Genomic DNA, 22,345 nt, shown 5'->3' with positions numbered 1-22,345 from the left:
GTGACGGCTGATTTGGGGTGGGGCGCGGTCATCCGTCATCCCGGCGCATGCCGGGACCGTGGGCAAGTCTTGAGGCGATAGCTATCGCCAGGGCGCCCGGACGTGAGGCTGCTTCTAAAGACAGCCCACGGTCCCGGCATGCGCCGGGATGACGACCATTGGGAACGTCTGCAACGGGGCGGATGCTGCCCTTCACCATTCCGCCGGATGGATGTCGATCAAATGGATCAAATGTCAGTGAGATCCTCAGGGTACATCCCACCGCGCTGGCAGAAGAGAGCCCATGTTTCCTTCCCCTGTGCGGTTACGATCATGCGAACCGGTAAATCGACTGCGAGCGCGATAAGGCCGAGGCGGACAAGCGGGCCAATGCTCCTATCGCTGATCACCCTGTCAGGGGTGTACCCTCCTGCCACGAGTGTCCATCCGGGCGTTCCGCGTTCGGTAATAGCCGGAGCGAGATGGCCGTCACGTGGGAGATCGGTATCGCGGCCCAGGGTGTATAGGCAGATACTCCAGAAGGCATCTCGCGGTCGTGGTGGGATCAACGCCCATTCCAGCGGGCCGGCATCATCCTGTTCGGGCGCTTGAACGGCTGCGGCCGGGTCGTCCCGGACTCCATCGCGGTACGCGCGCTCTAGCGCCTGCGCGATGGCGCCAGCAGTGTCGACGGCGATCCCGTACTTCCGATTGTAGCGATCCTTGGCGACAATGCCTCGGGCGATTTCGCGAAACCGCGCCTTGCGCCGGGGATCGGGACGCAGCCGTCCAGACGCCCCGGTCATGTCGTCACCGTGACATCAGGGCTCACGTTACCCCGTGCGCGAGCCACGATCCCGGCGACCGTGTTCTTGCTGAGTCCCAGGTCGCGAGCGATCCAGCGATAGCTCCGCCCCTCGGCGATATGCGCCAACACTTTGGGCGCGAGGCGGTCCGACTTGGGTCGCTCCCCCAGTTGCCGGCCGAGTTTGCGGCCACGTGCCCGCGCTGCAGCAAGGCCAGAGCGGACCCGCTCGCTCAGCATGTCGCGCTCAAACTGGGCTATACCTGCGAGCATCGTCGCCATCATCCGCCCATGCGGCGTATCGACCTCGAACGTCATGCCGCTCATCGCGACCACCGACACGCGCCAGCCCGACAGCCGGTTGAGTGTATCGAGCAGGTCCTGGGTCGAACGCCCCCAGCGACTGAGTTCGGTAACGAGGATCGCATCGATATGGCGTGCCTGCGCCAGCTTCATCACCTCAGCCCGCGCCGAACGGTTTGCCTTCATGCCCGACGCGGTTTCGCGGAAGACCTCGACCACTTCATAGCCGCCACGCTCGGCAAAGCCGGCCAGGTCGCGGAGCTGCCGTTCGCACGACTGGTCGGCTGTCGAAACCCTGGCGTAGATGGCGGCGCGCTGTCCCAATTGAACCCTTCTGGAATTAGGCCTCGAAAAGCCTTGATTTGCGTGGGGTCAGTGTTGTCCAAAACAGACTTCTGTTCAACAGGGACACTGCCACATGCCGAGACGCCACATCCTGAGCGCCCGGCAGCGGTCGGCGCTGCTTGACCTGCCGACCGACGAGGCGTCGCTGCTGCGGCATTACATTCTGGCGGATGACGACTTGGCTCACATCGACCGGCGGCGTCGGCCGGAAAACCGGATCGGCTTCGCCCTGCAACTCTGCGCACTGCGCCATCCGGGCCGGATGCTGGTGCCCGGCGAAGTGATCCCGCTCGCGGTATCCACCTTCCTGGGGGCTCAACTTGGCATCGCCGGCGATACGCTCGTCCGCTACGCCGTCAGGCGCCAAACCCGCCAGCAGCACATGGAGGTGCTGCGCTCTGTATATGGGTACAGGACGTTTCCCGGACAGGGTCCGCGAGCGCAGGCTTTTCGTGAATGGCTGTTCGCCGAAGCCGAACAGGCACGCTCCAACGACGATCTCGCCCGGCGTTTCATCGCTCGCTGCCGTGACACTATGACCATCCTGCCCGCGATCACGACTATCGAGCGGTTGTGCGCGGATGCGCTCGTCGCGGCCGAACGCCGGATTGAACGGCGGATCGCCGAGCGGCTCAGTTCCGCGACCTGCGCTCGGCTCGACGAGCTGACCACTGAAATGCTGCCGGGCGCGATCAGCCGTTTCATCTGGCTGCGCCGGATCGAGCCGGGCAACAATTCCGCCGCGGCGAACCGGCTACTCGATCGATTGGAGTTCCTGCGTGCGATGGACCTCGATGCCGGCCTGCTTGCCGGAGTCCCACCGCATCGCGTCGCCAGGTTGCGGCGACAGGGCGAACGGTACTTTGCCGATGGTCTGCGTGATCTGAGTGCCGACCGGCGTCGCGCCATCCTCGCGGTCTGTATCATTGAGTGGGCAACCGCGACTGCGGATGCGGTGATCGAGACGCATGACCGGATCGTTGGCCGCACCTGGCGCGAGGCGAAGCAACTGCATGACACACGGGTCGCAGACAGCAGGGGTGGGGTCACTGCGACGCTGGCGGGCTTCGCGGCGCTCGGCGGATCGCTGCTCGAAGCGCATGGCGACGGTGCGTCGCTTGACGATGCGATCGCGCGTGCGGCGGGATGGGAGCATCTGACCCGCCTCACCGCTACGGCCCGGACGTTGACAGACACGTTGGGCGACGATCCGCTGGCCCATGTCGATCAGGGCTATCACCGCTTCCGTCGCTATGCCCCGCGAATGCTACGCTGCCTCGACCTCGAAGGCGCGCCGGTCGCCCGGCCCTTGCTGAACGCGGTGACCGCCATCGCCACCAAAGGCACGCCCCCGGCGACTGACGATTTCCTGCGGCCGCATTCCAAATGGCGGAGACAGTTGCGAGCGAAGGGCGACGATGATGCCCGTCTCCGAGAGGTCGCGGTCATGTTCCACCTGCGTGACGCGCTACGCTCGGGCGACATCTGGCTCGACCGCTCGCATCGGTATGGTGACCTGCGCAACGTCCTGGTGTCGATGGAAGTCGCGCATGCTGCGAAGCTGGCCGTACCGTCTGATCCGCATGTCTGGCTCGCCGATCGCAAAGCCCGTCTTGCCGATGGCCTTGCCCGGCTCGGTCGCGCCGCGCGTAACGGCACGATCCCGAAAGGCAGTATCGAGGACGGCACACTGCGCATCGATCGCCTCACCGCTGACGCGCCGGATGGGATCGATGACTTGGTGCTCGATCTCTACCGCCGTCTGCCGTCCGTCCGTATTACCGACCTGCTGCTCGAAGTAGATGCCGCGCTCGGCTTCACCGAGGCCTTCACGCACCTGCGCACCGGCGTTCCGTGCGACGACCGGACCGGCCTGCTCAATGTCCTGCTCGCAGAGGGTTTGAACCTGGGCCTGCGCAAGATGGCCGAGGCTTCCAACACCCATGATTACTGGCAACTCTCTCGGCTCGCGCGCTGGCACGTCGAACGCGAGGCGATCGATCAGGCGCTGACCCATGTGGTCGCCGCACAAGGCGATCTGCCGATGGCGCAGGTCTGGGGTATGGGCACTACCGCATCCGCCGATGGTCAATTCTACCCCGCCGCGCGACAGGGCGAGGCGATGAACACGGTCAACGCTCGCTATGGCAACGATCCCGGCATCAAGGCCTATACCCACGTCAACGACCGCTTCGCGCCGTTTGCATCGCGGACCATCCCTGCGACCGTCAGCGAAGCCCCATACTTGCTCGACGGGCTGACGATGAATGAGGCCGGGCGACGGATCGAGGAGCAATACGCCGACACTGGCGGGTTCACCGACCATCTGTTCGGGATCAGCGCCACGCTCGGCTACCGCCTGGTGCTGCGCATCCGCGACCTTCCGTCCAAACGGCTCTACGTGTTCGATCCCGCCGCTACGCCGAGCGAGTTACGTCCGCTGGTGGGCGGGAAGGCGCGCGAAGCGCTGATCGTCTCCAATTGGCCCGATCTATTTCGCTGCGCAGCCACCATGAGCGCAGGGCAGGTCCCGCCAAGCCGCATCCTGCGCAAGCTCGCCGCCTATCCGCGCCAGAACGATCTGGCGGCCGCACTGCGCGAGGTCGGCCGGATCGAACGGACGCTATTCATCATCGAATGGATCCTTGATGCCGGCATGCAACGCCGCGCGCAGGTCGGCCTCAACAAGGGCGAAGCGCACCACGCGCTGAAGAACGCCTTACGGATCGGTCGCCAGGGCGAGATCCGCGACCGTACGACAGAGGGGCAGCATTACCGCATCGCCGGCCTCAACCTGCTCACCGCCGTCATCGTCTACTGGAACACCCTGCATCTCGGCCATGCCGTCGAAGCCCGGCGACGCGAAGGGCTCGATACGCCCGACCACCTGCTGGCCCATATCTCACCGCTCGGGTGGGCGCACATCCTCCTCACCGGCGAATACCTCTGGCCGAAGGGTGCCGAGGCTTAGGGTGTCATTTCGCCCTCAGCCGGATTCGACCCCAAGCTCGCCACCCCGCCGATCGCGTTCACCGATGCCGAGCGAGCGCGTCAGCGCAGCGTGTTCGCGCTCTATCAGGTGATAAGCCAAGGTATCGACGGAACCGCGATGCAGAGCTTTGCCGATTTGCCGAACGATCAACGCTGGGCGCTGGCGTTCCGCGCCGGTAGCTTTGCCTCGACCGATGCGCAAGCGGTCGAAGGCGAACGCCTGTGGAAGTCGGACGCGAGCTTGCGGGCACAAATTCCCGATCTGAAAACCCTGGTCGCGCTCACCCCCGCCGCGCTTGCGGGCAGCATCGGGCAGGCGGAAGCCGACGCAGTGCTCGCCTATCTGCGCCGCCACCCCGATCAGGTGATGCAACAAGCCCCAAGCCCGCTCGCCGTGGCGCGCGCCAAGCTTGCGCAAAGCCTCGCCGCGTTCCAGCGCGGCGACCGGCGCGGCGCAAAGGAACTGGCGCTGTCCGCCTATCTCGACGGGTTTGAGCCGATCGAACCGATGCTCTCGGCGCGCGACCCGGCAATCATGTCCCGGATCGAAGGCGCGATGGGAGAATATCGCGCCGCTGTGGAGAGCAGCACGTCGGCCGATGATGTGGCCGAACGAGTGGCAGTGCTGGGCGGCTTGTTCGATGATGCCGAGGCGGCGCTCGCGCCCGACGCCGCGACGCAGGCGTCCACCTTCTTGGGGGCCTTCACGATCCTGCTGCGCGAGGGGCTAGAAGCTCTTTTGATCGTGGTCGCCATGATCGCGTTCCTCCGCAAGGCGGAACGGCCAGAAGCCTTGCGCTATGTCCATAGCGGTTGGATCGGGGCGCTAGTAGCCGGCGGGATTACCTGGGCGGTCGCCACCTATGCGATCGGTATAAGCGGCGCGAGCCGGGAGTTGACGGAAGGGTTCGGCTCGCTGTTCGCGGCCGTGGTTCTGCTCTCGGTCGGAATCTGGATGCACGGCAAGGCGCAAGCCGATCAATGGCAACGCTATATCCGTGAGAAAATGTCACGGGCGCTATCGGGCGGGTCGGGATGGTTCCTGTTCGGGCTCGCATTCCTGGTGGTTTATCGGGAGGTATTCGAGACGATCCTTTTCTACGCCGCGCTTTCGACACAGGGTAACACCGCGATGCTGCTGGCCGGGGCCGGCGCAGCGATCAGCCTTCTCGCCGTCATCGCCTGGGCAATGCTCCGCTACAGCCGGACGCTGCCGATTACGCAGTTCTTCCGCTACAGCTCGTGGCTGATGGCCGCTCTGACGGTCGTGCTGGCCGGTAAGGGAGTCGCTGCCCTCCAAGAGGCGGGGATCATCGACATAATGCCGCTCGCCAGCGTGCCACGTATCTCGATGTTGGGCCTGTTCCCGACATTGCAGTCGGTGCTGGCACAACTCCTGATGCTTGCCGCGATCGTGATCGGGTTTGCCTGGAACCGCCGCGCCAAGCCGCGGGCAGGCGGGCCGCTAGCCTACTAGCGGCAGGGCAGACAACGCGCCTCTGTAAAGCGTTGCCGCAACCCTGACCGGGCATCGCACCACCTCACGCGCCTTGATTCGCAATGTAACGGGAGGGCGGCGGGAAAAGCGCCGCCCTTGGGCCATTACGCGGCCATCTTGTCGCAAGCGTCGGCGCACTTGCGACACGCGGCGACGCAATCCTCCATGCCGTCCAGCCCTTCGCAGCTCGACGCGCACGCCCGGCAAATCTCGGCGCACTCGCGGCAGATATGCCGGTGGTGCTCGGACTTGCGCGCCATGAAGTCGATCGCGACGCTGCAAATCTGAGCACAGTCCAGCATCAGCTTCATGTGCTGGGGCTCTGCGTGCCGGCCGCCTGCCTCCAGGCAGTGATTCATCGCCATGTGAAGGCAGGTGATGTGGCATTCGTGGCAGGCGTCCATGCACGCCTTCATATCGGGTTCGATCTGATGCATTGTCTTTCCTTCCATATGCGCCCCCCTCCCCTTGTATATACGCGGTTCTTGGCGCTTTCCCTCGCCGGGGTCGGGACTTCATCGTCCTTGCGGCTCGGACCATCGTCCAAGGTCAACCCTTTTCTTTCGCACAACGGAGACTCACATGTTCCACTCCGATCCCAAGATCGTCCAGGATCGGGCAATCCGGCCGATCTCCGCCCGCGCAGCGACGCGCCAGATCTTCTAGCGACTTGCGCATCGCGCGGAGCTCTTGCTCCTTGCGCTCCATCTCCGCGGCTCGTGCAAGCGCGAGGGCCTTGACCTCACCACTCGCCCGGTCGCCGTCCTGCCACAGCGCGACGAGCTGGCCGATCTCGGAAATTGGGAAGCCGAGATCGCGGGCGCGCCCGATGAAGCGTAGCATGTGCACCTCGCGTTCGTCATAATCGCGGTAGCCGGAATCACGCCGCGCGGCCTTGGGGATGAGGCCGATCGCCTCATAATGGCGGATCATCCGCTGGCTGACCCCCGAAGAGCTCGCGGCCTGTCCTATGTTCACTTGTCGCCTCCTCAAGCCGCCGTTGGACGCCAACGGCGAAGCGTCAGAGCATTGGCGACGACACTGACGCTCGACAGCGCCATCGCCGCGCCCGCGATCACCGGGCTCAGATATCCGAGCGCTGCCAACGGAATGCCGACCAGATTGTAGATGAACGCCCAGAACAGCCCCTGACGGATCTTGGCATAGGTCCGCTTCGAGATGTCGATCGCGTCCGCCACAAGGCGTGGATCGCCCCGCATCAGCGTGATGCCCGCTGCGTGCATGGCGACATCAGTGCCGGTCGACATGGCGATGCCGACGTCCGCTGCAGCCAGGGCAGGAGCGTCGTTGACGCCGTCGCCGACCATGGCGACCGTGCGGTCCTCGGCCCGCAACGCCGCCACTGCATCCGACTTTCCTTCCGGCAGGACATTGGCGACGAAGTCGTCGATGCCGAGCTTGCCGGCCGCTGCGCGGGCGCTTCCCGCATTGTCTCCGGTAAGCATCACGCTGCGTATGCCGCGGCCATGCAGCGCCGCCACGGCAGCCGCGGCGGAAGCCTTCACCTCGTCGCCGAACGCCAGAAGGCCGAGGAGGCGGCGTTCGGGCGCGCGCTCCGCGACCCAGGAAACCGTCCGTCCCTCGGCTTCCAGCCTGGCGGCCTCAGTAGCCAGCGGCGTCATCGCGATCCCTTCGTCTTCCATCAAGCGCGTGCTGCCGAGGATCAGGTCGCGGCCGTTGACGGCTGCAGCGACGCCGCGACCTGGCAGGCCGCGCATGCCGTCGGCGCGGGCGGGTTTGACATCTTCCGAGCTGGCCCACGCCAAGACGGCCCGCGCGAGCGGATGCTCGCTTCCGGCCTGAAGCGCCGCGGCGAGCTCGATCAGTTCGGTCCGTTCGACCCCGTCAGCGGGCAGTCCAGCCAGCAGCGACGGCTTGCCTTCGGTCAGCGTGCCGGTCTTGTCGAACGCGACGACGTTGATGCGGTGCGCGGTCTCCAGCGCCTCGGCATCCTTGATGAGGACACCGGCCCGCGCGGCAACGCCGGTGCCGGCCATAATCGCGGTCGGCGTGGCCAACCCGAGCGCGCACGGGCAGGCGATGACGAGCACCGCGACCGCATTCAGGATCGCGACTTCCACTCCCGCACCGGCGATCAGCCATCCGGCGAGGGTAAGCGCGGCTATGACGAGGACGATTGGGACGAACACGGCGCTGACTTTGTCGACCAAACGCTGGATCGGTGCCTTGGCACCTTGCGCGCTTTCGACCAGGCGCACGATGCGGGCGAGGGTGGTCTCAGCCCCCACCGCCGTCGTCTCTACCAGAATGAGGCCGTCGGCGTTGATCGATCCGCCGGTCACTGGGTCCCCAGCGACCTTGGCGACCGGAAGGCTTTCTCCGGTGAGCATGGACTCATCGACATGGGTCGCTCCCTCGATCAGTCGTCCATCGACAGGGATGCGCTCCCCGGGCCGGACGCGGACGCGGTCACCCGAGCGCACCTCCGCCAGGGCAACCTCTCGTTCGCTGCCGTCGGCGCCGACGACGCGCGCCTGGTCGGGTCGCAGCGCCATCAGCGCGCGGATCGCCTCTCCGGTCTGGCGCTTGGCGCGGCCTTCGAGCCACTTGCCGAGCAGGATAAGGGTGATGACGACGGCCGAAGCCTCGAAGTAATAGTGCGCGTCCATGCCGTGCATCGGTGCGAACAGCAGCTGGTAGAGGCTGAGCCCATAGGCGGCCGATGTGCCGATCGCGACCAGCAGGTCCATGTTGCCGGTTCGGGCGCGCGCGGCCTTCCAACCCGCGCGATAGAAGCGCGCGCCCAGCCAGAACTGCACGGGCGTCGCGAGCAGCAGCTGGATCCAGCCCGGCACTGCCACCTCGATACCGGACGGGGCCAGCAGCATCGGAACGACCAGCGGCAGCGACAGCGCCGCGGCGATCAGCACATGGCGGAGCTCTCTTGTTGCGGCTGCGTCGCGGCGGGCGTCCTCGGCGCCTCGTTCCGCCTCCGCCGATCCGGTGCGCGCCGATGCGGTGTAGCCAGCGCTTTCGACAGCCTCGACCAGGACATAAGCGGGGACGTCACCCACCATTTCGATCCGCGCCGTCTCGGCCGCCAGGTTGACACTCGCGGAGCGGACGCCGGGCACTTTCAGCAGCGCCTTCTCGACCCGGCCGACGCACGAGGCGCAGGTCATGCCGATGATCGTCAGCTCGGTCATTTGCGTCACCGGGGTGTAGCCCGCCGCAAGAACCGCATCGGCTACGGCAGCGACATCGGATCGTCCATCGACGAACTCGACATTCGCGCGCTCCGTCGCGAGATTGACCGAGACGCTGGCAACGCCCGGCACCCCGGCGATGGCGCGCTCCACTCGCCCGACACACGTCGCGCAGGTCATGCCATCGATGGCCAGCGACAGCCTTGCGTCGCTTCTCGCCTGTGTCTGCATTGGCAGCTGCGCCGAGGCATCCATGGTCGTCTCCACTCCTGAGTCGACGGCCTTATGGTCCCTCACATCGTGTCAAGGTCAACAGCTAAATTCACCCTTGACCCTGACATAGTGTCAAGCCCTACATCTGCTTCATCCACCTCATGGGAGAACGAAGATGATCGATTTCAAAGTCCAGGGAATGACCTGCGGGGGCTGCGCGCGCGGTGTGACAAACGCACTTCAACGCGTCGATGCCAATGCCGTCGTCAACGTCGATTTGGCGAGCAAGACCGTTTCGGTAAGCTCGACGGCCGATGTACAGCATCTCAAGCAGGCCATCGAGAAAGCCGGCTTCGCGGTGACGCAATAAAGCCCCATTTTGCCTGAGGGATTTGCGGGGCGGGCGCGTAAAAGGATTGTGCGGTGATCCGCACGCGCCCGCCTCGCGATCATAAGTGCACCGGCCTGTAACGGTCATGACACCGGCTGAAGCCTTAAAAATCCGCGTTATTACTTTATGGGGCGGGCGCGACCTTGACGGTGCATCGCACCGTCTCACGGGCTTTCGCAGCAGCTTCTACGCACCTTTCAATCGCTTCGCGATTAGCCGTCACGATCCTGTCGGCCGCGACGATCGCGCGGAACGCAGCCGGGCTGGCACTCTGCATCATGCGCTGCCCTGCTTCCCAGAGGGGCAGGTCGAGCGTTCGCGCCGCGATGCGCTCGGGCCATTGCCAGCTCGCCGGCGCAACTTCGCGCGCGACCAGACCGGGCAGGATCGCCCATGCAAAGATGCCGATCGCGATGCCACCCAGCCCGAACCATAGCTGCCGGTTCTTCTGGTCGGCCCGTGTCCATGCGGACCCGGCGATATCGCGAAGCTCGGCCATGACACGGGCCTTGTCCTCGCCCGCCTTGGCAAGCGCTGCCTGATCCTCGCGCCTAGCGGCGCTGCCCGCTGCGGCGATCCGCTGAGACATCTGCTCGGGCGTCATCGCCAGCGCCGGCGATTTGGCGAGTATCTGGCCGATCGTATTGATCCGCCCGGCGGCGGTATCCACGCCCTGCTGGAGCGCGCCAAGCGTCTCGCTGTAATCTGGCATGTCGATCGCGCCGCGCTCGGCCGCCAAGCCCTCCACGGCACGGCGTAGCAACGCCAGCTCGCCGCGCATCGCCTCGAACGCCTCGGCCGCGTTTGCTCCCTGCCTGTCCTCCTCGTCTGCCACCTGTCCTCCTACCGGCTCATGCCACGATCGCGATCGCGGCTAGGCTGAATCGACTGCGCCAGTTCCTGCCCGATCGACCGGCCCCGCTCCATGCTCAACGCCAGCTCGGGGGCGCGGGCGCGCAAAACGGATTCGAGCTGCGGATCGCGGTGCAGCCCACCCGCGATGCCCTCCATGCGCTTGCCAAGCCGTTCCGCGCCCGCACGGTCGCCGGCAAGCTCCATGCTGGCGCGCGCCTCCTTCATGCCCTGCCATTGCTCCACGAACCGGCCCGCGCGCTTCTCCGGGTCGATGCGGACCTGGCGCTCCGTCTCCATCGCCCGTGCCGCGCCGCTGGTGTTGCCCCCGGCGGCCTGCTCGATCAGCTTCGGATCGCGCGCCATCGCCGATGCAAGGTCGCGTGCGGCATGGGGCCGGGTCTGGTCGAGCGCGTCACTGGCCTTCGCCAGCGCCTGCTCCTGGTGCGCCAGCACGGGCAACCCCTTGTCCTTCATCCGGCCTATATCGGCTGCGGCGCGCCCATAGCGTTCGATCGCGCGGGCCTGCGAGGGTGCCAGCGGCCGATCGGCCGCGATACGCTCCGGCGACGTCGCCTTCTCGGTTGCCGGCCTCGGTCGGAACCCGTCGAACATGCCCCGCGCCTTGTCGCGAACCTTTGCCACCATTTCACGTGCGAGTTCCGGGAACCGGATCTCGCGCCGATCGGCGAACGCGCGGGCCTGATCCTGCTCGGCCATTGCACCCTCACGCGCATAGTCGCCGGCCATGTCCTTGCTGCGGTCGCGCGACAGGGCGCGGACGAGCTGGCGCTGATCGGCGAAGTCGTCGCGGCCGTAATGGAGCTGCATGGCCTCGCGGTGCCGCGACATACCGACATAAGCGCTGTGCCGGTCCATGCCGGGGGTGGCGAGGACGTGGGCGCGATCGACCGTCACGCCCTGCGATTTGTGGAACGTCGCCGCATAGCCATGATCGACATGGGCGTAATCCTTCGCGTCGAACGCGACCTGACGGCCCCCGTCCAGCCGGACGCTCATGCCCTCCGGCGTCACCCGCTCGATCGTGCCAAGCGTGCCGTTCTTCACCCCTAGCGACCGCTCGTTCCGCAGAAACATCAAGCGGTCGCCGGTCGCGAACTGGCGCGCGCCTCGATCGGCGCTGAACGCCACGTCGTTCCCAAGGTCGCCGGTCGCGCGAAGTCGGCCGCGGGCCTCCTCGTTCAGCTCGCGGACCTCGGCGTTGGTATGAGTGAGGATGACGCGGGATTTGCCCGGCTCGGCCTGGCGCGCTCGATCCCAACCGTCCACCAGCTCGCCCCGCGCCTGCTCGCGCGTGTCGGCCGCGTGGACCATACCCTTGCCGTCATAGGCGTGGATCGCCTCGCCGGTGCGCCCCGTCGCCAGCGCGCGCGTCGCGTCGCGCTGCCAGTCCTCGCGCTGCCGCCTGATCTCGGTGATCTCGGCCGCGCCATGCCGCTCGGTGACGCTGCGGAACGCCGCGCCCGCCTCGATCGCCTGTAGCTGCTCGGGGTCGCCCACGATGACGACCTTGGCCCCGGCGTCGCGGGCATGGGCGAACACCCGCTCCATCTGGCGCGAGCCGATCATGCCCGCCTCGTCTACGACCAGCACGTCACGCGGGCCTAGCTGCTCGCGCCCCTGCCCCCATGCGTGTTCAAGGCTCGCGATCGTGCGGGACTGGATGCCTGACCCGCCCTCAAGGTTCTCCGCCGCGATGCCGGACAGGGCCGCGCCGCGCACCGTGTAGCCCTGCCCCTCCCAAGCCTCGCGCGCGACGCCAAGCATGGCGGATTTACCGCTGCCGGCGTAGCCGACGACCGACGCCAGCCCGGCGCTGCCGGTCACATGATCAAAGGCGTCGCGCTGTTCGCCGGACAGGACAAGCCCCCTGCCCTCGGCCGCGCCGATCGCCGCGGCCCGCTGGCGATCGGCGACGCCATGCCCGGCGCGGCCCGCCAGCTCGTCGCCGGCACGCTCAAGCCGGGCCTCCACCGCGATCATGTCGCGGCTCGTGAACCGCTCCTGGTCGCGGCCGTCTTTTCCCAATGCGACCAGCTCGGGGCTGGCGCGCACTGCCCCCATCACCTGGTCGAACTGCTCCTTGCCGTCGCTATGCCGGAACGCGAACGTCGCAAGATCGCGGGCGGTGAACGTGGCCTGCTGTCGCGTGATCGCGTCCAGCGCGACATTGGGGTTGCCGATGATCCTGTCGCCGTTCTCGCGGGCGATGCGGACGTGATCCTCGATCCGCTCGGCCTCAAGCCCCTGCTCCGGTCGCCGCGATGCTGCCGGGCCGATCTTGTGCTGCGGCTCCAGCTCGATGCCCTGCGCCTCATAGGAGCGATGGTCGATCTGCCCCTCCAAGCCCAGCTCAGCCATGCGCTCGTTGACGTGTGCGCTCCACGCCTCGCGCCAGCCCTTCAACAGCTCCGTACTGTTCCAGTCCCGGTTCTTCTTCCCGAACCCGTCCGGCCCCATGTCGCGCATCGCCAGCATGACATGCGCGTGCGGCTTGGGGGTGCCGTCCTTCGCCTTGTCCCAATGCACATTCAGGTCCGCGACCATCCCGCGATCGACAAACTGCTTCTTCACGAAGTCCCGTGCCAGCGCGACGCCCTGCTTTTCGGCCATCTCGCGCGGAATCGAGAACTCCACCTCGCGGGCAAGCTGCGCGTCCTTCCGCTTCTCGCCTGCCTCCACCTCGTTCCATAAGGTCGCGCGGTCGTTTAAACGCTCCGGCGCGCCCTCCGGCAACATCACTTCGGAGTGGATCACGCCCGCCTTGTTGCTGAAATTGTGTGTCCGCCCGAGCCGGTCGTCGTGCAGCTCGGATGCGGAACGATAGGCGGCGCTCGCAACCGCGCTCGATCCGTTCGCGCGGCTGATGACCTTGGCAGAGAAATGGTAGATCGCCATGACGCCTTGCTTATTGCACTTCTAAGCGCACGTCGGCAACGACGTATAAGCGCGCAATTACACTCTCTATCGTTCGCATAATTGACTCCGCCGCATTTTCTGACTGACGCGCTACCTCCCCACGCTGATCGTGCTAAACTGCGGCACAAGTTTATGGTCACGAGGGAGAGAATGATGCGCAAGGTGCGGGACTTTGACGCGGAGCTGAAAGCGCTCGGCGATAAGGCCAGGGCGCTCAAAACCAAGAAGGTCCAGCAGCTCGGCGAATTGGTTGTATCCACCGGGGCTGATGCGCTTGATGCCGATGTGCTTGCCGGCGCGCTGCTCCACATTGTTGCCGAAGCCCATGTTGAAGGAAACCGGGAGGCGTGGCGCTCTGATGGCGCTGCCTTTTTTCAGCGGCGCGGGCGTAAGGCTGGGCGTGGCGCTGCGAGCGACAACAGCGGCACAGGCGAAGCTGGCGCAGGCGGCGCGCAGAATTGAAGCCGGACAGCGCCGGGCCGATACGAGAGGATGGGTCGTGCAACGCCGTGAACGCACCCGTCACCTGATCGAGCTAGGCGGCCTCGTCCACAAAGCCGGCCTCGTCGATCTCACCGACGACGATCGCGCTACCCTCTATGGGGCGCTGCTCGAACTGGCGGCGCGGGCGCAAGACGAAAATGCCGGCGACGTCCTGGCGCTCTGGAAACGGCGGGGCAAGCGGGCGTTCGACGCGGAAGCGGAAGGAAGTGAAGCACCATGACCAGGCTTGATGTCGAAGCGATCCGCACACAGGTCCGCGCGCTCGATTTCACACGCGGCACGCCGGCCGAAATGGCAATCTGGCGTGACGATGATACGGACTCGCGCGCGAACCTCGCGATCGAAGGCATGGCGCTGGAACGCGACGAGGCTGCACTGTTCGATATGCTGCGCGACGAAGGCGTGCCCCCTACCCTCGCCACCCGAATAGTTCTCAAGCTGCTCGACCATCCCGACGCCGATCCCGCGCTGGCGATTACGCCAGTGCCGATCACGGCGGGAAGGTGACGGTGATGGAATGGTTCCGCCAACTCAGCCGCGCTTGTCGCAACCTAGCGCGCTTATCGCGTCAAAATCCGGTCTGGGCCATCACCGCCCTGGCGCTCAGCCCGTTCCAGCTGATCCGTCATCTGTTCGGCGTCATCATCCTGTGCATCATCACCGGCCTGGTCCTGGCCGGCGGCGCGCAGCTCGCCCTCTGGTATTTCGACATGCCAAGGGACTCCAACACCTATCAAATCACGATGATGCTGGTGGCGGTCGCGATCATCCTTGTGACGCTGCGCGCGCTCATCCAACCTATGATCCTGCGCTATGGCGGCCCTGAGGGTGACGACACCCACGGCTCGGCCCGCTTCGCCACTGATCGCGAGACAAGGCCTCTCGCCCGCGATGACGGTCTGCTCATCGGTCGTGATCGCAAATCGGGCAAGCTGCTGCGCTATGCCGGTCCCGCCCATCTGCTGACCATTGCGCCAACGCGCACCGGCAAGGGTGTGGGGACCATCATCCCCAACCTGCTCGACTATCCTGGCCCGGTCGTCTGCATCGACCCCAAGGGCGAGAATGCACGCATCACCGCCCGCCACCGCGCGAAGTTCGGCCCGGTCCACGTCCTCGATCCGTTCGGGGTAACGGGCATCGCCTCGGCCGCGTTCAACCCACTCGATCGCATCGACCCTGCCGGCCTCGATCTTGCTGACGACTGCATGACGCTGGCCGACGCGCTGGTCTATGACGCTCCGGGCGAAGCCGGTGAGGCGCATTGGAACGAGGAAGCCAAGGCGCTGATCTCGGGCCTCATCCTCTCGATCGTCACCAGCGAGCAACCGGCAACACGGACCCTAGCGACGCTGCGCGACCGCCTGACTCTCGCGCCCGCGGCCTTCACTGCCCAGCTCGAAGCGATGCAGGCGCAAGGCGGCCTCGCCGCGCGCGCTGCCAACCGCCATCTCGGCAAGTCGGACCGCGAAGCCGCCGGCGTGCTGTCGGCCGCGCAGCGGCATACCCATTTTCTCGATAGCCCGCGCATGACAGCGGTGCTGGGACATTCTGATTTTACCTTCGCCGATGTGAAGGCGCGCGCCACCACCGTCTATCTGGTGCTGCCGCCCGATCGGCTCGCCACCTATGCCCGCTGGCTGCGCCTCATGCTGGCGCAGTCGCTCACGGAGCTGGCCCGCGCGCCTGCCTCGGCCGAACGGCCAGTCCTGTTCCTGCTCGATGAGTTCGCCGCGCTCGGTCGCCTCGAACCCATCGAGCGCGCCATGGGCCTGATGGCGGGCTACGGCATCCAGCTCTGGCCGATCCTGCAGGACGTGCATCAGCTCCGCGCGCTCTACGAGCGCCGCGCCGGCACCTTCCTGTCCAATGCCGGCGCCCTGCAGGTGTTCGGGGTCAACGATCACGACAGTGCGAAACTCGTCTCCGATCTGCTCGGCCAGGAAACGGTCGTGTTCGAGACGATGAGCCGCGCGATCGAGGCGGAAGAGACCGGCATATCGTTCGGGTCGCAGCATGTCGGTCGCCCCTTGCTCACCACCGATGAGGTCCGCACGCTGCGCGAGGATTACCAGCTCCTGTTCCTCGCCGGACAGCGCCCGATCGTCGCCGCCAAGCTGCGCTACTATGCCGATCGCGAGTTCACCGGCAGGTTCGATCCCGCCTAAGAGCGTTTAAACGACTGCGCTCGGCAATCATCATGATACCTTATGTATAGCGGTATGATCGCGTATCGCTATATAAGCAGAGGAATATTCGTCACTGACGCCATTGCGGCCAAGCGCAGAAAATCGGCTTCTAGCGTGCTAACGGTGAGTTTTGGGGTATGGGCTCACCGTTGGCGATCGATGTCAGCTCGCCGCGCAGATAGGTAATATCTGGTGAATATTACCCGGAAGCCGACCGCTTAGGAGGTCGCAAGAGCGCTTTAGCGCTTCTCGGCCCTCCGTGGTCTATCGGACGTTGAAAATAAGGCTCAGCGGGCCGGAAACGCGCTTATAGCGGCATTTCCGCCTATCATCCCCCCTCGAATGGATTGCTGTGCTATCCGCCTGGCTTTGCTGGAAAGCCAATTGGAGGGTTCCGCTGGGTGGGGAGCTGGATGGTAAGTGTGGCGGTTCGGCAAGATGCCAACCTAGCAAAAGCGTGCCGGCGTAGCCGGCTCATCATGGGGATGCCGGGTGGGAGGATCGCTTTAGCGATCCGGGGCGGCCGAAGGCCGCGAGCCGGCGGGGCGAAGCCCCAAGAGGCGGTGCTTCTTCTTACGGTACTGCCGGGGCGTCGATCGCAAAGTTATGCACAGGCAGGGCTACCCCAAAACTCACCGGTGGTCTTCTAATTCAATGATTCTTCTTAGATTCAAGATTCAGGGGCCTTCAAACCCGCAGAAAACCTAAGAAAATGACCGCGAAAAGTGAGTGTTGGGGTCGAGTCGCGTGAGCTTTCGGGTAGCCTTCGGTGAGTGTTGGGGTCGGTAAAAGTGAGTGTTGGGGTCGAGTCCGGTGAGCTTTCGGGTAGCCGTCCGATCGACGGTGAGTTTTAGGGTATCCCCTCACCTTTCAAATGAACGGCGAGTTTTAAGAATTGCCTGGCTCACCATTGATGGTAAGGTGAGCGCATGTCTCACCCAAACTCACCTTTGGACGGCGCAAAGGCACAGCTTGCCCTGGTTGATACTCCGGCCCGCACCCTCGCGCAAAAAGGGCGCGGAAACCCTTTCGATCCAGCCAATTACGGGGAAATCGTCAAGCCCGGCGAGCTGGTCGATATTGTCGAGCTGACCCCCCTCACCCTCGCCGATCGCCGAATCTACAATCTTCTGATCGCCAACGCCTGGGAGCGCATCGGCGAGCCGATCATCCATCGCATCGCCAAGACCGCGCTCAAAGGAACGCACCAGGGCAATGAGCGCATCGAAAGCTCGCTGCTGCGCCTAATGGGCACGATCGCGATCGTAACCATCCGCAAGGCCGGCAAGAGCTACAAGCGGCGCGTCCAGCTTCTCGGCCCCAGCGATGAAAGCCTCGAAAAGGATGGCTTCCTGCACTACCGCATTCCCGAGGAGCTGATCGAGATACTGCGCAACAGCGAGGTCTATGCGCGCCTCAAGACACAGGTGATGTATTGTTTCGAGTCGAAATACGCGCTGTGTCTCTATGAGATGATCGAGCGCCGGATCGGCCTCGAATACAAGCAAAGCGAAGAATTCACGATCGCAGAGCTGCGCGGGCTGCTCAACGTGCCCGAAGGCAAACTCGAACGCTTCGCCGATCTCAACAAATATTGCCTCAAGGTCGCTCAGGAGGAAATCAACAAGCTCTGTCCCTTCTATGTCGATTTCACGCCAATCAAGAAAGGCCGCAAGGTCGAGAAAGTCGCGATGCTGTGGATGCCCAAAACATCGAGCGGCCGCCGCGACGCGCAAAACCTGATCGACCAGCACAGCATCGTTCGCCGCGCGAAGATGCGCGGCGGCATCCCCGAAATGCCGGTGCTGGTGGATTTCAACCTGCCGGCCGCCTCACGGTGAGGCCATACCCCAAAACTCACTTTTCGCGCGGTGTAGCGATGGCAGCGGCGTTGCCGCTCGTCTTCCCCGCTCCACTTATCGCCCAGGCCGTGCCGAAAGCCTTGATAAGCGGGCGCTGCCAATACTCCGATCGTGTAGCCCAATATCGCCACGAGACGACCTTGATCCTGTGCGACACTGCCTCGATAGATCGGGAATCGACGACCGCAACTCTCGATTTCAGTCAACGGAGCTGGGGATCGACGGCGCGGTTCTCAGGCGTAATGGCGGATGATCAGATGACAGTTTCCCACCTAACATTACGAAACGGCAGCGCGCTCGCGGAAAGCGGAACTTGCCAACTCTTCTACCATGACAACGGGCATATCTCCGCGATCAGTTGCCTCGCCAAGGCTGGGTCGCGCTCGGTCGCCGCCAATTTCGTGCCGTCGCACCTATAATGACGCGATCCGAACGGCGGCTCTTCCTCGTCGATCGGCTACCCTTCGCCGGCGTCGAGCGCGCGGCTGACGGTGAACTGAATCCAAGCGCTGCGACTGATCCCGCGCCGCTTCGCAGCGCTATCGACCTTCGCCAGCAACGCGCGATCAAAGCGCAGCATGACCGGCGCCTTGCGCGGACCATCCTCGGCCGCCGCCTCGATCACCGGCGTCGCCGGCTTGGCGGCACCAGCAATGAAGGCGTCCGCCGCATCGTCATCGCCAGGGGACTTGGGCTTGCTGTTCGGTTTACGAGCGATAGCCATTACGATTCACTCCGCTATCATCATGCTATACAAATACCGCGCCGATCAGCGCGGTAAGCTCGTCGATCGCCTTGGCGTCGCGCGGGGATTGCTCCAGCACCCCCCTGCCCTCAGCCGCCGCGTTCGGAAAAGCCTTACGGCGCACGATCGACGTCGACAGCACCTCGATCCCTTCGATATCGCTGATCATCTGCAAGGCCGCCTCATTGTCGCCGCCCTGCGGGTCCGCGCCGTTGAGGATCACGACGGCGCGCAGGCCCTCGTTGATCTCGCGCGCCTCGGCCACCAGCGCCGCCACCTGGTCGAGCGCCCACACGTCGAAGCTACGCGGCTGCACCGGCACCAGCAGCGTATCGGCGACGGTGAGCGCGGCGCGCAAGGAGCCAGTGTCGCGCCCGCCTACGTCGATGATGATATCGTCATATTTGGGCGCGAGCTGGCGAACCTGGCTGCGGAGCGACGCGCCGGTAAGGGCGACGGCGGTATAGCCGGCTTCGCCGAGACCTTCGGTGCGAAGCTGGGTGAAGGTGAGGGCGGTTCCCTGCTCGTCGCCGTCCACCAGCAACAGGTCGCGGCCGGCAAGCGCGCGGGCCACCGCGAGGTTGACGGCGAGCGTGGTCTTGCCAACGCCGCCCTTTGTGTTCCCGACTACCAGTATCATAGCGCCCTCACTCTGCTTGCTTTCGTTAATCGAAATGGCATGATCTGTCCATCATAGTGATATACATTTTTTAAGCCGCTCAATCCTCCGGCTCTGGATCGTCATCCTCATCCAGCGGCTCATGCTTCATCCGGCCATGATCCTTGATCGGGCAAAGCGACGCTCCGGCCAGTTCCAGCCATTTGCGCGCGGTCCTGACGGTATAGCCGCACGCCTGGCACTCGCATTTGAGCATCCGGGTTTTCTGCTTCTTCGGCGCGGTGGACTCGCCATCCGTGTCGAGACGAGCATGGGGGAGGGGGCCAACATCGGTGAGGATCGGCGCGATGGCGGCAAGGAAGGCGTAGCCGGGGGTAGTGGCGCGCATCGGCCCGACCAGGCCAAGCCCAAGCGCAACCCGTTTAAACGCCTTCCCATGCCCTGCCGGGATGCCGACAGCGGCATGGACCAGCTCATGCGCGAGGATCGCCGCGATCTGCGTCGGCATGGCGTCGGGCGCGTGCGCAAGGTCTGGCCGGATGAAGATTTCAAAATGGCTGTCCGCGCTCAGCCGGTTATCCCAGCACTCGCCGATCGCCTTGCCTTTGGCTCCGGCGCTGGTGAAGCCGATCGCCACGCGGATTCGATCGGGCAGGGGGGCGTCCACCGCCTCGAACAGCGGAGCCATGCCCAGCGCCACCGCATTGAGCCAGCTTTCACGATTGTCCTGTTCCATCGTCTCATCTCCAAAATCGCCTGTCGGGCGATGGCCTGCTGCCATCGCTCCCGAGTTCGCGCGGAGCAGCGGGGGGAGAGGGGGCAACGGGAATCTGCCGGGGTGGTGCGGGCGCAGGGAGCGAAGCGACTGAGCCACGGCCCGGCTGATTGCGGTTGCCGGGGAGAGGGGGGCAGCGCCTCCCTCTCCCGCCAGGCGAATGAACCTGCCGGCGCGCCGGCACCCTTGTCCCCGAGATCCGCGCACGCGATCTCGCCCGCCATGTGGATCGTCACCGAATGGCCAAGACCGTGTGCGGGCTTGGGGAGCGCAGCGACTAGAGCCACGGTGCCGCGCAAGCGGCAGGCGCAGGATGGTTGTAACTGTTGCTCAGTTGAGCTACAATGAAGACGGATCACAGGAGGTTCTTATGGCCGCTACCGCTTTCGTGCGCGCGCGCATCGACGAAACATTGAAGGATGAAGCCGCCGCCGTCCTGGCCGAACTGGGACTGACCGTATCCGATGTGGTCCGCATGACGCTCACCCGGATCGCGAAGGATCACGCCTTGCCTTTCGAGCTAAAGGTGCCGAACGCCGAAACGCGGGCAGCCATCGAAGCCTCTCGCGCAACGATGAAGTCCCGCCGCGCCCGCTTCACCGATCCTCAGGAATTGTTTGATGCCCTCGACCAAGAAGCCCGCCAGCAGTAAGCGTGCTTCGCTCCCTCGAGAGGCCTCCTACGAAAAGAAGTTCGTGAAGGATTGGGAGCGGTTGTCGCGCAGCGGGCGCTACAACATGAAGCAGCTCAAGGAAGCGATGATGCTCCTTATCGCCAATGACGCGCCGCTTGGCCCGGAATGGCTGGACCACGCCCTCAAAGGCGACTGGAGCGACCATCGCGAGTGCCATATCGGCGGCGACTTCCTGCTCATCTACACGATCGAGGGAAACCTGGTGAACTTCGTGCGCGCCGGCACGCATTCGGAGTTGTTCGAATAGCCTGCCGCTTCCTTGCGGATACAAGCATAAAATGCGCAACGCTATAACATAGCTATCTTTTGTATATCGCCTAGATAGCAATCTGCCCGCAATGAAGGGGAAGCCATGAGGGCCATATTCATCCGCCACGGTGAAAGCACTGGCAATGCCGGCATCCCTTGCCATGATTTGGCGACGATCGAGCTGACGGAGCGGGGCCAGGAACAGGCGCGTCATGTCGCGGCGAGTTGGACCGAAGCGCCGGCGCTCATCGTCACGTCGCCCTATACCCGCACCCGGCAAACGGCCGCGCCTACCATCGCGCGTTTCCCCCATACGCCGGTGGAAGTGTGGCCGATCGAAGAGTTCACCTATCTGCAACCGGCGCGCTGGAACGGCACGCCGAGCGCCGAGCGGATGCCTCATCTCGAACGCTATTGGAGCGAGGCCGATCCTGATTATTGCGACGGGGAGGGGGCGGAGAGCTTCGCCACCCTGCTCCGGCGCGGCGGCGCGGCCCTAGCCCGCCTCGCCGCCATGCCTGCGGGATCGCTGGTCTATGTGTTCGGGCATGGGCAGTTCATCCAGGCCGCGCACGCGATCGTCGCCGACGCCCATCTGGACGATCGAGGCAAGATGCTTGGGTTCTGGCGCAAAGGCGAGCCGCCCGCGATCGGCAACGCGCAACGGGTCGGGTTTCAATGGCTGGGGGGCCGCTGGGAATGTGCGCCGCCGGTCGCCGCCTAGATCAACACCCGCTCTACCTCGTCGAGTGTCACGTCATCGGGCCGGCGATCGTAGAGCTGGGTAGTGCGGGTCGAACTGTGGTTCGCCATCGTCGCGGCCGTCTCCAGCGTGCCGCCGTTCTTCAAATAGGTGGTGATCCCCGTAGCGCGGAACGAATGGTTGCCGATAGCCGTCCCGATCTCGGCCGCCGCTGCGCGACGGCGCACCATCGCGAAGGCATTGGCCTGGGGCAGGGGGGTGTCGCTTAAGCGCTTGGTCCCGCGCGCGATCGTACGGAACAGCGGCCCTTTGCGGTCCTCGCGCAAGCCGCAGCCATCGAGATATTCGGCCAAATAATGCTCAAGGTTGTGATGACAGGGCATTTCGTGGCGCTTGCCGCCCTTTTCGTGCAGCCGCACCCATAGTCGCCGATTCTGCACGAACACATCCTCCACGCGCATCGCCAGCGCCGCGCCGATCCGCGCGAACGAATAGACCAT

Annotated in this window: 21 protein-coding genes and 1 pseudogene; 11 read left to right on the top strand and 11 right to left on the bottom strand. The window is 64.9% G+C overall.

Annotated features, from left to right (window positions below):
* Positions 1 to 227: 227 nt before the first annotated feature.
* Both AC07X9_RS24275 and AC07X9_RS24270 read right to left on the bottom strand, forming a co-directional pair.
* Entirely contained in the window at positions 228 to 785 is a 558-nt protein-coding gene (locus AC07X9_RS24275; protein WP_004213004.1) for a hypothetical protein, read from the bottom strand.
* Positions 782 to 1,411 carry a recombinase family protein gene (locus AC07X9_RS24270; protein WP_004213007.1) on the bottom strand — a complete coding sequence of 210 codons (630 nt, stop codon included), beginning with the start codon at positions 1,409 to 1,411 and terminating at the stop codon, positions 782 to 784. The genes AC07X9_RS24275 and AC07X9_RS24270 overlap by 4 nt, the downstream gene beginning before the upstream one ends.
* Positions 1,412 to 1,505: 94 nt before the next feature.
* Between AC07X9_RS24270 and AC07X9_RS24265 the strand changes: the two genes are divergently transcribed.
* Both AC07X9_RS24265 and AC07X9_RS24260 read left to right on the top strand, forming a co-directional pair.
* A complete protein-coding gene (locus AC07X9_RS24265) occupies positions 1,506 to 4,403 on the top strand; it encodes a Tn3 family transposase (protein ID WP_086486001.1) in 2,898 nt (965 codons plus the stop codon).
* A 33-nt stretch (positions 4,404 to 4,436) separates the two neighbouring features.
* Positions 4,437 to 5,900 (top strand): annotated as a pseudogene (locus AC07X9_RS24260) (FTR1 family iron permease); the annotation flags it as partial.
* A gap of 125 nt (positions 5,901 to 6,025) precedes the next feature.
* On the opposite strand, the gene AC07X9_RS24255 reads toward AC07X9_RS24260, so the two are convergent.
* The 3 genes from AC07X9_RS24255 to AC07X9_RS24245 all read right to left on the bottom strand — a co-directional run bounded on the left by AC07X9_RS24255 (position 6,026) and on the right by AC07X9_RS24245 (position 9,364).
* A complete protein-coding gene (locus tag AC07X9_RS24255) occupies positions 6,026 to 6,337 on the bottom strand; it encodes a four-helix bundle copper-binding protein (RefSeq protein ID WP_495198013.1) in 312 nt (103 codons plus the stop codon).
* A gap of 133 nt (positions 6,338 to 6,470) precedes the next feature.
* Positions 6,471 to 6,899: a Cu(I)-responsive transcriptional regulator gene (gene cueR, locus AC07X9_RS24250; protein ID WP_086486002.1), complete on the bottom strand. Its 429-nt coding sequence runs from the start codon at positions 6,897 to 6,899 to the stop codon at positions 6,471 to 6,473.
* An 11-nt stretch (positions 6,900 to 6,910) separates the two neighbouring features.
* Positions 6,911 to 9,364 (bottom strand): heavy metal translocating P-type ATPase, encoded by a 2,454-nt coding sequence (locus tag AC07X9_RS24245; RefSeq protein ID WP_303393672.1) that lies wholly within the window; start codon positions 9,362 to 9,364, stop codon positions 6,911 to 6,913.
* Positions 9,365 to 9,497: 133 nt separating this feature from the next.
* On the opposite strand from AC07X9_RS24245, the gene AC07X9_RS24240 reads away from it, so the two are divergent.
* Positions 9,498 to 9,692, top strand: a complete 195-nt coding sequence (locus AC07X9_RS24240) for a heavy-metal-associated domain-containing protein (RefSeq protein WP_086486003.1) — start codon at positions 9,498 to 9,500, stop codon at positions 9,690 to 9,692.
* A gap of 145 nt (positions 9,693 to 9,837) precedes the next feature.
* On the opposite strand, the gene AC07X9_RS24235 is transcribed toward AC07X9_RS24240, so the two are convergent.
* Positions 9,838 to 10,548: a DUF6118 family protein gene (locus tag AC07X9_RS24235; protein ID WP_176342135.1), complete on the bottom strand. Its 711-nt coding sequence runs from the start codon at positions 10,546 to 10,548 to the stop codon at positions 9,838 to 9,840.
* 8 nt (positions 10,549 to 10,556) lie between these two features.
* Positions 10,557 to 13,484, bottom strand: coding sequence for a Ti-type conjugative transfer relaxase TraA (gene traA / locus AC07X9_RS24230; protein ID WP_086486004.1), 2,928 nt, complete (start codon positions 13,482 to 13,484; stop codon positions 10,557 to 10,559).
* A 174-nt stretch (positions 13,485 to 13,658) separates the two neighbouring features.
* Between traA and AC07X9_RS24225 the strand changes: the two genes are divergently transcribed.
* From AC07X9_RS24225 to AC07X9_RS24205, 5 genes are all read left to right on the top strand, one after another.
* Positions 13,659 to 13,967: a conjugal transfer protein TraD gene (locus AC07X9_RS24225; protein WP_086486018.1), complete on the top strand. Its 309-nt coding sequence runs from the start codon at positions 13,659 to 13,661 to the stop codon at positions 13,965 to 13,967.
* 37 nt (positions 13,968 to 14,004) lie between these two features.
* A complete protein-coding gene (locus AC07X9_RS24220; RefSeq protein ID WP_086486005.1) occupies positions 14,005 to 14,229 on the top strand; it encodes a conjugal transfer protein TraD in 225 nt (74 codons plus the stop codon).
* Positions 14,226 to 14,516, top strand: a complete 291-nt coding sequence (locus AC07X9_RS24215) for a hypothetical protein (RefSeq protein ID WP_086486006.1) — start codon at positions 14,226 to 14,228, stop codon at positions 14,514 to 14,516. The genes AC07X9_RS24220 and AC07X9_RS24215 overlap by 4 nt, the downstream gene beginning before the upstream one ends.
* A gap of 5 nt (positions 14,517 to 14,521) precedes the next feature.
* Positions 14,522 to 16,177, top strand: a complete 1,656-nt coding sequence (locus AC07X9_RS24210) for a type IV secretory system conjugative DNA transfer family protein (protein WP_086486007.1) — start codon at positions 14,522 to 14,524, stop codon at positions 16,175 to 16,177.
* A 950-nt stretch (positions 16,178 to 17,127) separates the two neighbouring features.
* Positions 17,128 to 18,039: a replication initiation protein gene (locus tag AC07X9_RS24205; protein WP_217884264.1), complete on the top strand. Its 912-nt coding sequence runs from the start codon at positions 17,128 to 17,130 to the stop codon at positions 18,037 to 18,039.
* A 478-nt stretch (positions 18,040 to 18,517) separates the two neighbouring features.
* Here the strand turns inward: AC07X9_RS24205 and AC07X9_RS24200 are convergent, their stop codons facing one another.
* The 3 genes from AC07X9_RS24200 to AC07X9_RS24190 form a co-directional block, all read right to left on the bottom strand.
* Entirely contained in the window at positions 18,518 to 18,784 is a 267-nt protein-coding gene (locus tag AC07X9_RS24200; protein ID WP_086486010.1) for a hypothetical protein, read from the bottom strand.
* Between the two features lie 25 nt (positions 18,785 to 18,809).
* Positions 18,810 to 19,445: an AAA family ATPase gene (locus AC07X9_RS24195; protein ID WP_086486011.1), complete on the bottom strand. Its 636-nt coding sequence runs from the start codon at positions 19,443 to 19,445 to the stop codon at positions 18,810 to 18,812.
* A gap of 79 nt (positions 19,446 to 19,524) precedes the next feature.
* Positions 19,525 to 20,160, bottom strand: a complete 636-nt coding sequence (locus AC07X9_RS24190; RefSeq protein ID WP_086486012.1) for a transcription elongation protein SprT — start codon at positions 20,158 to 20,160, stop codon at positions 19,525 to 19,527.
* A gap of 409 nt (positions 20,161 to 20,569) precedes the next feature.
* Here AC07X9_RS24190 and AC07X9_RS24185 point away from each other — a divergent pair, with 409 nt between their 5' ends.
* From AC07X9_RS24185 to AC07X9_RS24175, 3 genes are all read left to right on the top strand, one after another.
* The gene (locus AC07X9_RS24185; protein ID WP_030541215.1) at positions 20,570 to 20,851 is read left to right on the top strand and encodes a type II toxin-antitoxin system RelB/DinJ family antitoxin; all 282 of its coding nucleotides are present in this window, start codon (positions 20,570 to 20,572) and stop codon (positions 20,849 to 20,851) included.
* Positions 20,820 to 21,140: a type II toxin-antitoxin system YafQ family toxin gene (locus AC07X9_RS24180; RefSeq protein WP_026109744.1), complete on the top strand. Its 321-nt coding sequence runs from the start codon at positions 20,820 to 20,822 to the stop codon at positions 21,138 to 21,140. The genes AC07X9_RS24185 and AC07X9_RS24180 overlap by 32 nt, the downstream gene beginning before the upstream one ends.
* A gap of 105 nt (positions 21,141 to 21,245) precedes the next feature.
* Positions 21,246 to 21,866 (top strand): histidine phosphatase family protein, encoded by a 621-nt coding sequence (locus AC07X9_RS24175; protein ID WP_086485990.1) that lies wholly within the window; start codon positions 21,246 to 21,248, stop codon positions 21,864 to 21,866.
* Here the strand turns inward: AC07X9_RS24175 and AC07X9_RS24170 are convergent.
* The coding region (locus AC07X9_RS24170; protein ID WP_495198011.1) for a tyrosine-type recombinase/integrase at positions 21,863 to 22,345 on the bottom strand (483 nt) is incomplete at its 5' end. The two genes, AC07X9_RS24175 and AC07X9_RS24170, sit on opposite strands and share 4 nt — an antisense overlap.

Source organism: Sphingobium sp. GW456-12-10-14-TSB1 (genome assembly GCF_059424385.1).
The sequence above is the reverse complement of the archived record's forward strand: the minus strand, read 5'-3'. Positions and strand labels throughout refer to the sequence as shown.